This window comes from Mycobacterium sp. 1245852.3 (assembly GCF_001669335.1).
Classification (GTDB): domain Bacteria; phylum Actinomycetota; class Actinomycetes; order Mycobacteriales; family Mycobacteriaceae; genus Mycobacterium; species Mycobacterium europaeum_A.
The window spans coordinates 1-520 of sequence record NZ_LZLL01000081.1; the positions used below are offsets into that span (position 1 = coordinate 1).

Genomic DNA, 520 nt, shown 5'->3' on the forward strand with positions numbered 1-520 from the left:
ACGGCCAGCTGATAGCCACCCTGGCCGTCGGGCGCGGCCGCGATCAGCTCGGGCAGCGCCGTCAGCGCGCGCAGCCGCTGCCCGCGCCACAGCGTCTCGACCGCGGTGACGATGCGGTCGCGCAGCCGCGCGGCGCTCTCGAAGTGATGCCGCTGCGCGAGCACGCCGACCTGGTCCACCGCCGAGCGCAGCGCGCCGTTGTCCGCGCCGTCGATCAACGCCGCGACCCGCGCGACGGCGCCGGCGTACTGGGTGGCGGTCACGCCGCGCGCGGCCGGGCATGGCGACACCTCCGCCTCGGGGCACGACGGCCCGTGCAACGCCGAGCGCCCCAGCCGGTTGGTGCAGGTGCGCAGGCCGGTGAACCGGGCCAGCAGGGCGGCGGTGTCGGCGGCGTCGGCGCGGGCCCGAAACGGGCCGACGGCCCGCCCGTGTCGCGGCGCCCGCACCACCGCCAGGCGGGGGAATGCCTCGTCGGTCAGCGCCACCCACCACCATCGGTGCGGAAACCTGGACAGCG

Annotated in this window: 1 pseudogene; it reads right to left on the minus strand. The window is 77.7% G+C overall.

The window, feature by feature from the left end:
- Window positions 1-520 (minus strand): annotated as a pseudogene (locus A9W96_RS03635) (hypothetical protein); the annotation flags it as partial.